Consider the following 9771-nt stretch of genomic DNA (forward strand, 5'->3'; position numbering starts at 1 on the left):
GATCACTCCTCGCGCAGCGGGACCGACACGTACGACGGGTCGTCCGCCGGCGAGGAGAAGGTCAGCCGCGCGCCGGACGGGTTGTGCTCCAGGTAGAGCGGGTCGACCGTGTCGACGACCAGGGCGAGCCGGTGCCCTGCCGGGACGTCGTAGGCCGTGGAGAACATGTCCAGGTCGAGAGCGAACGGCCGGCCGGGCGTGCGGCCGTGGAAGGTGTACGGCGCGTTGTCGACCAGCTTGCCGAGGCCGAGCGGCCCCACGTCGTACAGATAGGCGACGAGGGTGCCGCTCTCCTCGGTCGGGGTGACGGTGGTGTGCAACGTCGCGGCGCCCCGCACCCGTTGGGCCGTGGCGTACTTCTCCGACTGCCACACCGCGGCCCAGCGGCGGGGGAGCAGGGGGATCGAGGCGACCGGGGGCAGCTGTGCGACCTGGTCGAGGACGCTGGAGAGGAAGACGATGCCGCCGTCCGCCCCGGAGTCCACGTTGGTGTGGATCGTGGTGGCGCCGGCGAGGGCCAGCTTCCTGCGGGTGGCGCCCACCGACTTCCAGTCGGGGTAGCCCTCGTAGTCGCCCCCGGTACGGGACTTGAGCCGGACGGGCTGTTCACGGTCGACGCCGTTGTCCTCGCCCTTGAGGTAGTGGTCGAACCAGCGCTCGGTGTCCGTCCACACGTCGTTGGGCAGCCCGAACAGGCCGGTGATCTCGGCGGTGGCGTGGTCGCCCGGGCGCAGTTCCAGCCGCTTGGGGCCGGTCAGCTGCTCGTAGAAGGCGGCGGACTGGCGGGGCGGGAAGATGGTGTCGCCCCAGGATCCGGCGAGCAGCACCGCCGCGCCGTTGCGGTTGAGCTGGTCCGCGTAGGTCGCGGGGGAACGTTTCTTCCCCCAGGCGACCAGGTCCTTCTCCTTCGTCAGGTCGCCGGAGCAGAAGGCGGAGAAGACCTCCCGGGACTCCGCGCTCTGCCGGCCGGTGACCGTGCCCGCGGTGTCGAGCACCGCGGCGGCCTGCACGTGCTGGGTGCGGCCCGAGTAGATCGAGTCGATGAGGTCGCCCCAGCCGCTCAGCGAGGCGACGGCTCTGACGCGCGGGTCGTGGGCGGCCGCCAGCAGGCTGATCCCGGCGCCGTAGGAGACGCCCGCCATGCCGATGTGCCGGGCGTCGGCAGGGGTGTGGGCGAGGGCCCAGTCGACGACCTCCAAGGCGTCGGCCACGTCGTGCGGGCCCGCCACGTCGATCTCCCCGCCGGACTGCCAGAAGCCCCGCACGTTGTAACTGAGCACCACATAGCCGGAGTCGGCGAGCCGTTGCGCCTGGGCGAGGTATTCGACCTGGGGGAAGCCCCAGCTCGTCGGCAGCACGATGAGCGGGTAACGACGTCGGCCGTCCGCCCCCTTGGGGGTGACGACGTTCGCCTTGAGGACGGTGCCGCCGTCCCCGGCGATGTCGACGAACCGCACGCCGTTCGCGGCGGCCTGGGCCGCGGGCGCCAGCCCCAGGATCCCGCCGGCGATCAGGGAGGCGGAGACGGCGCCCGCGGCGGTCGTGCGCAAGGCCCTGCGGTGCTGTCCCACGGTTCACTCCTCAACTGCCCGCATTGCAAAGTGACCCGACGGTAACCTCAACGGCGACCGCGGGTAACCCGTCGGTAAGTTACGTGGGAGTAACGATTGGCGGCGCCGGCAGCGGGGCCTGCGCCGCCCGCGTCACGTCGCCCACCAGCTCGACCACGTCGGGGCCGTACGCCTGGGAGTTGATCACCTTCAGCAGCAGCACGAAGGAGCCGTCCCCGTGCTTGCGGGCCAACCGCTCGTGGTGGCGCACGAGATAGCGCGTGGCGGCCTGGTTGTTGATCGCGCGCTGGCCGCAGAACAGGAACACCGGCCGCCCGCCCCGCCGTTGCCCCGCGGTGAGCCGGGCCAGCAGGACGTACTCGGTCACGCCGGGGTCCATCTTGTAGTGCTCGCCGCCGATCTGGAACGCCAGTCGGTCCGGGCCCGGCTCCCGGTCGGTGTTGACGCGCACCCCGGGCAGCATGGCCTGGAGGTGGGCCGCCATCCGCCGATTCGACCCCGGGCCGCCCATGCAGAACTCCGTCCGCTCCCCGAACCCCTGCCGGGCCGCGTCCTGGGTGACCACCTCGGCGCCCGCCCCGCAGTCCTTGACCAGCGCGGCGAGTTCCAGCAGCGCGAACACGTCGTGCCGGTGCACGGCGAGGTCGGCGCTGCCCGCGTCGCGGTTCACGACGAGCAGGCACTCGGAGTTCTCGGGCAGTCCGAAGAACGCCTGCTTGCGCCGGAGCCTGCGGCGCCACAGGAAGGTCCTGGCCACCCAGCCGAGCGTGGCGCTGATGCCCGCCGCCAGGACGCCCAGCACGATGTTGCGCACGTCGTCGTTCATGGGCGCGCATGCTAGCGGGCGAGCACACCGGGGACGTACCCGTGTTCGAGGTGTGGCAGTCGTATGACAGTGCCTTGAAGGAGTCTGTCGGGGCCCCATGAATGTGGTTACGCTGCGCGGACTGTCCTGGACTGGAGGTACGGATGCGTCGTCCTGTCGCGCGGAAACTGTCGGTCCTGGCGGTCTCCGCCGCCGTGGTCACGGTGGGAGCCGCCGCGCCGCCCGCCGCCGCGCCGCCCGCCGCCGCGCCGCCCGCCGCCGCGCGGACGGCTGTCGCGAAGACGCCGGTCGCCGTCGGCTACGGCGGCGCCGTGGCCAGCGTCGACGCGGACGCCTCGGCCGCCGGCATCGAGGTGCTGAGAAAGGGCGGCAACGCCGTCGACGCGGCCGTCGCCACGGCCGCGGCCCTCGGTGTCACCGAGCCCTACTCCTCCGGCGTCGGCGGAGGCGGCTACTTCGTCTACTACGACGCCAAGTCCCGTACGGTGCACACCATCGACGGCCGCGAGACCGCCCCGCTGACCGCGGACTCCGGCCTCTTCCTGGAGAACGGCAAGCCGCTCGCCTTCGCGGACGCCGTCAGCAGCGGCCTCGGCGTCGGCACCCCGGGGACGCCCGCCACCTGGGCGACCGCGCTCGGCAGGTGGGGCAGCCAACGGCTCGGCACGGTCCTGCGGCCCGCCGAACGCATCGCCCGCGAGGGCTTCACCGTCGACGACACCTTCCGCTCCCAGACCGCCGCCAACGAGACCCGCTTCCGCGCCTTCCCGGACACCGCGAAGCTGTTTCTGCCCGGCGGCAGGCTCCCCGTCGTCGGCTCCACGTTCAAGAACCCCGATCTCGCCCGCACCTACAAGGAGTTGGGCAAGCGGGGCGTCGACGCCGTCTACCGCGGCGACCTCGGCCGGGACATCGTCTCCACGGTGAACCGCCCGCCCGTCGACCCGGCCTCGGGCTGGAACGCCCGGCCCGGCGAGCTGTCCGCCAAGGACCTCGCCGCCTACCGCGCCAAGCTGCAGGCGCCCACGAAGACCTCGTACCGCGGGCTCGGCGTCTACTCCATCGCGCCCTCGTCCTCGGGCGGCACCACGGTCGGCGAGGCACTCAACATCCTCGAGCGGACGAACCTGGCGAAGGCGAGCGAGACGCAGTACCTGCACCGCTACATCGAGGCCAGCCGGATCGCGTTCGCCGACCGGGGGCGCTGGGTCGGCGACCCCGCCTTCGAGGACGTCCCCACGGGGCCGCTGCTGTCGCAGCGGTACGCCGACTCGCGCGCCTGCCTCATCCAGGACGACGCGGTCCTGACCAGCCCGGTCGCGCCGGGCGACCCGCGCCACCCCGCCGCCTGCGGCGCCGGCGGCACGGCGGCGCCCACCACCTACGAGGGCGAGAACACCACGCACCTCACCGTCGCCGACAAGTGGGGCGACGTCGTCTCCTACACGCTCACCATCGAGCAGACCGGCGGCAGCGGCATCACGGTGCCCGGCCGGGGCTTCCTGCTCAACAACGAGCTGACGGACTTCTCCTTCGCCCCCGCCAACCCGGCCGTCCACGACCCGAACCTGCCCGGCCCGGGCAAGCGGCCGCGCTCCTCGATCTCGCCGACGATCGTGCTCGACCGGCACGACCGGCCGGTGGTGGCGCTGGGTTCGCCCGGCGGCGCGACCATCATCACCACCGTGCTGCAGACCCTGACCGAGTTCCTCGACCGCGGGCTGCCGCTCGTGGACGCGATCGCCGCGCCGCGCGCCAGCCAGCGCAACGCCGCCCAGACGGAGCTGGAGCCCGCGCTCTACGACGACACCAGCCCCGCCGGTCCGCGGGCGCGGCTGGAGGCCATCGGCCACTCCTTCAAGCTGAACCCGGAGATCGGCGCGGCCACGGGCGTGCAGCGGCTGCCGGACGGCAGGTGGCTGGCCGCCGCCGAGACCGTACGGCGCGGCGGCGGCTCGGCCCAGGTGGTCCGCCCGGCGCCGTAGCACTCACAGTTCGGCGGCGGGGACGGGCGGCCGCGTGCGGAACGCGAGCCGTCCGTCCTCGACGTCCACGGTGACCCGGTCGCCCTCCGAGACCCGTCCGTCGAGCAGCAGCCGCGAGAGCGGGTTGTCGACCTCGCGCTGGATCGTGCGGCGCAACGGCCGGGCCCCGTACTCGGGTTGGTAGCCGCGGTCGGCGAGCCAGTCGACGGCCTCGTCGGTGAACTCGGCCCTCACGCCCCGCGCCTGCGCCAGCCGGCGCGTCCTCTCCAGCAACAGGTCGGTGATCCGGCGCAGTTGCTCGCTCGTGAGCCGGCGGAACACGACGATCTCGTCGATCCGGTTGAGGAACTCCGGCCGGAAGTGCTCGCGCAGCGGCCGCAGGATCCGCTCGCGCCGCGCCTCCTCGTCGGCGTCCGCGCCGCCCGAGCCGAAGCCGATGCCGGCGCCCCGCCGGGTGATCGCCTCCGAGCCCAGGTTGCTCGTCATCACGATGACCGTGTGGGTGAAGTCGACCGTGCGGCCCTGGGAGTCGGTGAGCCGGCCGTCGTCGAGGACCTGCAACAGGATGTTGAAGACGTCCGGGTGGGCCTTCTCCACCTCGTCCAGCAGCAGCAGGCAGTACGGGTGGCGGCGGACGGCCTCCGTGAGCTGCCCGGCCTCCTCGTGGCCGACGTAGCCGGGCGGGGCTCCCACCAGGCGGCTGACGGTGTGCCGCTCCTGGTACTCGCTCATGTCGAGGCGGACCATGCGGTCCTCGCCGCCGAACAGCGACTCGGCCAGCGCACGGGCCAGTTCCGTCTTGCCGACGCCGGTCGGGCCGAGGAACAGGAAGCTGCCGATCGGCCGGTCCGGGCTGGCGAGCCCGGCGCGCGAGCGCAGCACCGCGTCCGCGACGACCCGTACGGCCTCCTCCTGGCCGACCACCCGGTCGTGCAGATGCTCCTCCAGACCGAGCAGCCGGTCCTTCTCCTCCTGGGTCAGGCTGGCGACGGGGATGCCCGTCTGCCGCGACACGACCTCGGCGATCGCCTCCGCGGTGACCTCCAGATGCCGGCCCTCGTCGGCCGTCTCCTCACCGCTCGCCTGCGCGATGAGCTGCTTCAACTCCCCGATGCGGTCGCGCAGTCGGGTGGCCTCCTCGTAACTCTCGTCCGCGACGGCCTGGTCCTTGTCGCGGGTGAGCTGCTCCAGCTCCCGCTCCATGGCCCGCACGTCGGTGCCCTTCGTCCGCGCCCCGAGCCACACCCGGGCGCCGGCCTGGTCGATGAGGTCGATGGCCTTGTCGGGCAGGCGGCGGTCGGTGAGATAGCGCTCGGACAGCTCCACCGCCGCGTCGAGCGCGCCGTCGGTGTAACGGACCTGGTGATGGGCCTCGTAACGGTCGCGCAGCCCGCGCAGGATCTCCAGCGCGTCCGCGACGGACGGCTCCGGCACGAGGATCGGCTGGAAGCGGCGGGCGAGCGCCGCGTCCTTCTCGATCCGCCGGTACTCCTCCAGCGTCGTCGCGCCCACGATGTGCAGCTCGCCGCGGGCCAGCGCCGGCTTGAGGATGTTGCCGGCGTCCATCGACCCGCCCTCGCCGCCTCCGCCCGCGCCGACCACCGTGTGCAGTTCGTCGATGAAGACGATCAGCCGGTCGGCGTGCGCGCGGATCTCCTCGACGATGGTGTTCAGCCGTTCCTCGAAGTCGCCGCGGTAGCGGGTGCCCGCGACCACGCCGATCAGGTCCAGGACGACCACCCGGCGGGCCAGGAGGACGTCGGGCACGTCCCCTTCCACGATCCGCTGGGCCAGCCCCTCCACGATGGCGGTCTTGCCGACGCCCGCGTCGCCGATGAGCACCGGATTGTTCTTGCCGCGCCGCGAGAGGACCTCGATGGTCTGCTCGATCTCGACGTCCCGGCCGATCACCGGGTCGATCCGGCCCTGGCCGGCCAGCTCGGTGAGATCGCGGCCGTACTTGTCCAGGGTGGGCGTGCCTGAGGCCTGCTGCCGTTCCCCGGCGCGGGCCGCCGCCGAGACGTCCGGCGGTTCCGGCGGCATGCCGGTGGAGGCGAAGCGGGCCGCGTTGAGGATGTGCCCGGCCGCGGAGTCCGGGTTCGCGGCGAGGGCGCTGAGCACGTGCTCCGGGCCGATGTGCCCCGCGCCCCGGGAACGGGCCAGGTCGTGCGCGTCCAGCAGGGCGCGTTTGGCGGCCGGCGTCAGCGACAGCGAGGTCGGCGGCGGCGCCTCGCCGGGTGGGTGCTGGACGGGGCCCGACCGCTCGTCGATCTCCGTCGCCAGCGAGTCGGGGTCGGCGCCGGCCCGGCTGAGCAGACCGCGCGTCGGTTCCGCGGTGAGGGCCGCGCGCAGCAGGTGCTCGGTGTCCAGGTCTCTGCTGCCGTGCTCGACGGCGTACTGGGCCGCGCCGCGGACCAGGTCCCTCGCGGGCTGACTGAGCAGCCGGCCTATGTTGATCTGGCGGGGGCCGGGGCGGGGCCCGCCGAAGAAGCGGGCCAGGAACTCGCCGAAGGGGTCTCCGTAGTCGCCGTAGCCCTCCGGGCCGGTGAAGCCGCTGGTCATGGCATTCCGTTTCGATGGACGTGCGATGCGGTGCCGGGTGCACTCGGCTGGGGCGGTCACACCACCTTCGCACGGTCGCCCCCCGCGGGCATGCGCAGGAACGCCCCCGGGCGGGGGCAGCCCGCCGCCCAGCACGGCGAAGCACCGCCCACCACCGTCCCACCCGCGCCCCGGCCCCGCCTCCCCGAGGCTTCCGCGCCCCGGCCCCGCCCTGCGCGGCGCTTCCGCGATCCGGCCCGGCCCTGCGCGGCACGGTCGCGATGGGGTGTCTGGTCACCCGGCGCGTCGCGGCTCCGCCCGCGCACCCGGCGGAACCGGGGCCCGGCCCCGCCTCCCTGTCGCACCCGCGACCCGGTCCCGCCTCCCCCGACGCTTCTGCGCCCCGGCCCCGCCGTGCGCGGCGTTTCTGCGCCCCGGCCCTGCCCTGCGTGGCATGGTCGCGATGGGGTGTCTGGTCACCCGGCGCGTCGCTGCTCGGCCCGCGCACCCGGCGGAACCGGGGCCCGGCCCCGCCTCCCTGTCGCACCCGCTGCTCGGCCCCGCGCGTCTGTCGCACCCGCTGCTCGGCCCCGCGCGTCTGGCGGGACCGCGGTTCGGCCCCGCGCGTCCGGCGGGACCGCGGTTCGGCCCCGCGTGCCCGGCGGGACCGCGGCTCGGCCGTGCGTGCCCGACGGGACCGCGGCTCGGCCGTGCCCGACCGGTGCGGCCGTGGCGGGGGACCCACCCGGCGCGGTCGGGGTTCGGCCTCGTCCGCGGGGCGGGGACCGCCTATCCCCGCTGCGTCAGGACCCTCGGTCCGCTCTCCGTGATCGCCACCGTGTGTTCCGTGTGCGCGGCGCGTGACCCGTCGTTCGTGCGCAGGGTCCAGCCGTCGGGCGCGGTGTGGTAGTCGTCCCGGCCGCCCGCGATCAGCATCGGCTCGATCGCGATGACCATGCCCGCGCGCAGCGGGAGGCCCCGGCCGGGGCGGCCCTCGTTGGGGATCCCCGGGTCCTCGTGCATGTGGCGGCCCACGCCGTGGCCCCCGAAGTCCTCCATGATCCCGTAACCGCCGCCTCGGCACACCGTGCCGATCGCGTGCGCGATGTCGCCGACGCGGTTGCCGACGACCGCCGCCTCGATGCCGGCCGCCAGGGCGCGCTCGGCCGTCTCGATCAGCCGGACGTCCTGCGGGCGCGCCCGGCCCACGGTGAAGCTGATCGCCGAATCGCCGACCCAGCCGTTCAGCTCGGCGCCGCAGTCGATCGAGACCAGGTCGCCGTCGCGCAGCCGGTGGCGGGTGGGGACGCCGTGCACGATCGCGTCGTTCACCGACGCGCAGATCACCGCGGGGAAGGGCGTGGGCGCGAAGGACGGGCGGTAGCCGAGGAAGGGCGAGGACGCCCCCGCCTCCCGCAGTACGTCGTGCGCCACCTCGTCCAGCTCCAGCAGGGTGACGCCCACGTCGGCGGCCTCGCGCACGGCCGTCAGGGCCCGCGCGACGACCTGGCCCGCCTCGTACATGGCGTCGATCGATGTCTCCGTCTTCAGCTCTACCATTCCAATTACTATACCGGTATTAGAATGGGGTCATGGTGCGCACCCCCTTGACCCCCGAAGAGCACGAGCGCGGCGAGCGGCTCGGACGGCTGCTGCGCGAAGCGCGCGGCGGCCGGAGCATGACCGAGATCGCGGCGAGCGCGGGCATCTCCGCCGAGACCCTGCGCAAGATCGAGACCGGACGGGCGCCGACCCCGGCGTTCTTCACCGTCGCCGCGCTGGCCCGTGTGCTCGGCCTGTCCATGGACGAGCTGGCGGGGCTGTGTGCGCTGGCCCCCGCCTGATCTGCGCCTGAACTGCGCCGTCGCACCGCCCGTCCCGGCCTGGACCGAGGTCCGGGCCGGGACGGTGATGCGGTCGCGTCCGCTTCGAAAACTCCCCGTAGCCGCGCTGTAACACGAAGGGTGTTTTCTGGCATCGCCAGTGTTCCGGTCGGGGCGGGAGTCCAGCGATGACTGTGCATCAACTCCCGGGCAGGGTGCGGGAGTTCGTGAACCACCTGAACGGACTGCTGGCGCGCCTCGACCAGGGCGCCGGCTGGTGCGCGGTGTTCTGGCAGCGCGATCCCGACGGCATGCGGGCCTGTCTCGACGGCCGTGAGGTGCCCCCCTGGGACGTGGTGGAGGCGCTGCTCCAAGACCTCGCCGCCGAACACGGCCCCGAGGCCGCCGCAGGGGAGGCGCGACGGCTCCGGTCCCTGCACGCCGCCGCGCTCGCCGCCCACGACGCCCGACCGGGCGGCCGTGACGCCCTCGGGGACCGGCTCGACGTCATGCTCCGCGAGCAGCGCTACGCCGCCGACCGGCTCGCCGACCTGGGCAGCCGACTCGCCTCCGCGGCCACCGACGAGCAGGCCGACGCCATCCGCCTCGACCTCGCCTGGGCCCACGACGACCAGGAACGCGCCACCGCCCGGTGCGCCGAACTCCGCCGGCGCATGGCGGACCTGGACCGCCACCCGGCGCCGCCTCCCCTGCCGCACCCGCACGGACGGGCCGCGCACGACGCCCGGTCCCCCTACGGCGACCAGGCCCCGCAACAGTCCCGGCCGACGGCCGCGGACGGGGAGCGGACCGCCCCGACCGGACTCGACGACGCGCGGCTCAGGTCAGGCGCGGCGGGGGCCGGGCGCGGGGTTTTCGGCGTCGAGCCGGCGTCCGTCGGTGCGGCCGGGGGCCGTCCCGGGGCCGAGGAGCCCGTCCCCGCGCCGGAACCCGTGCCCAGGCAGCGCAAGCGCCGCCGCGGCAGCGCCCGGTTCGCCGGCATGGCCGAGGAGGAGGAGGGGAGC

6 protein-coding genes and 1 pseudogene are annotated in these 9771 nt (G+C 74.1%); 3 read left to right on the forward strand and 4 right to left on the reverse strand.

Going from position 1 to position 9771, the window contains the following annotated elements; translation table 11 throughout:
- Positions 1 to 2: 2 nt before the first annotated feature.
- Together ACFVYK_RS31005 and ACFVYK_RS31010 are read right to left on the reverse strand one after the other, a co-directional pair.
- Positions 3 to 1571 (reverse strand): alpha/beta fold hydrolase, encoded by a 1569-nt coding sequence (locus ACFVYK_RS31005; protein WP_389779741.1) that lies wholly within the window; start codon positions 1569 to 1571, stop codon positions 3 to 5.
- Between the two features lie 79 nt (positions 1572 to 1650).
- Positions 1651 to 2397, reverse strand: a complete 747-nt coding sequence (locus tag ACFVYK_RS31010; RefSeq protein WP_389779742.1) for a hypothetical protein — start codon at positions 2395 to 2397, stop codon at positions 1651 to 1653.
- A 143-nt stretch (positions 2398 to 2540) separates the two neighbouring features.
- Here ACFVYK_RS31010 and ggt point away from each other — a divergent pair, with 143 nt between their 5' ends.
- Positions 2541 to 4382: a gamma-glutamyltransferase gene (gene ggt, locus ACFVYK_RS31015; RefSeq protein ID WP_389779744.1), complete on the forward strand. Its 1842-nt coding sequence runs from the start codon at positions 2541 to 2543 to the stop codon at positions 4380 to 4382.
- Between the two features lie 3 nt (positions 4383 to 4385).
- Here ggt and ACFVYK_RS31020 read toward each other — a convergent pair whose 3' ends face one another.
- Positions 4386 to 6944, reverse strand: coding sequence for an ATP-dependent Clp protease ATP-binding subunit (locus ACFVYK_RS31020; RefSeq protein WP_389779746.1), 2559 nt, complete (start codon positions 6942 to 6944; stop codon positions 4386 to 4388).
- A 768-nt stretch (positions 6945 to 7712) separates the two neighbouring features.
- Complete coding sequence (gene map, locus ACFVYK_RS31025; RefSeq protein ID WP_389779747.1) at positions 7713 to 8483, reverse strand: type I methionyl aminopeptidase; 771 nt, start codon at positions 8481 to 8483, stop codon at positions 7713 to 7715.
- A gap of 32 nt (positions 8484 to 8515) precedes the next feature.
- On the opposite strand from map, the gene ACFVYK_RS31030 reads away from it, so the two are divergent.
- Both ACFVYK_RS31030 and ACFVYK_RS31035 read left to right on the forward strand, forming a co-directional pair.
- The gene (locus tag ACFVYK_RS31030) at positions 8516 to 8767 is read left to right on the forward strand and encodes a helix-turn-helix transcriptional regulator (RefSeq protein WP_334575850.1); all 252 of its coding nucleotides are present in this window, start codon (positions 8516 to 8518) and stop codon (positions 8765 to 8767) included.
- Between the two features lie 167 nt (positions 8768 to 8934).
- A pseudogene (locus ACFVYK_RS31035) lies at positions 8935 to 9771 on the forward strand (hypothetical protein); the annotation flags it as partial.

The organism is Streptomyces sp. NPDC058291, assembly GCF_042880855.1.
Classification (GTDB): Bacteria; Actinomycetota; Actinomycetes; order Streptomycetales; family Streptomycetaceae; genus Streptomyces.

Coding starts and splice junctions, on each gene's coding strand:
- ACFVYK_RS31010 (WP_389779742.1), bottom strand. CDS start 2,397: ATGAACGACGACGTGCGCAACATCGTGCTGGGCGTCCTGGCGGCGGGC.
- ggt (WP_389779744.1), top strand. CDS start 2,541: ATGCGTCGTCCTGTCGCGCGGAAACTGTCGGTCCTGGCGGTCTCCGCC.
- ACFVYK_RS31020 (WP_389779746.1), bottom strand. CDS start 6,944: ATGACCAGCGGCTTCACCGGCCCGGAGGGCTACGGCGACTACGGAGAC.
- map (WP_389779747.1), bottom strand. CDS start 8,483: ATGGTAGAGCTGAAGACGGAGACATCGATCGACGCCATGTACGAGGCG.
- ACFVYK_RS31030 (WP_334575850.1), top strand. CDS start 8,516: ATGGTGCGCACCCCCTTGACCCCCGAAGAGCACGAGCGCGGCGAGCGG.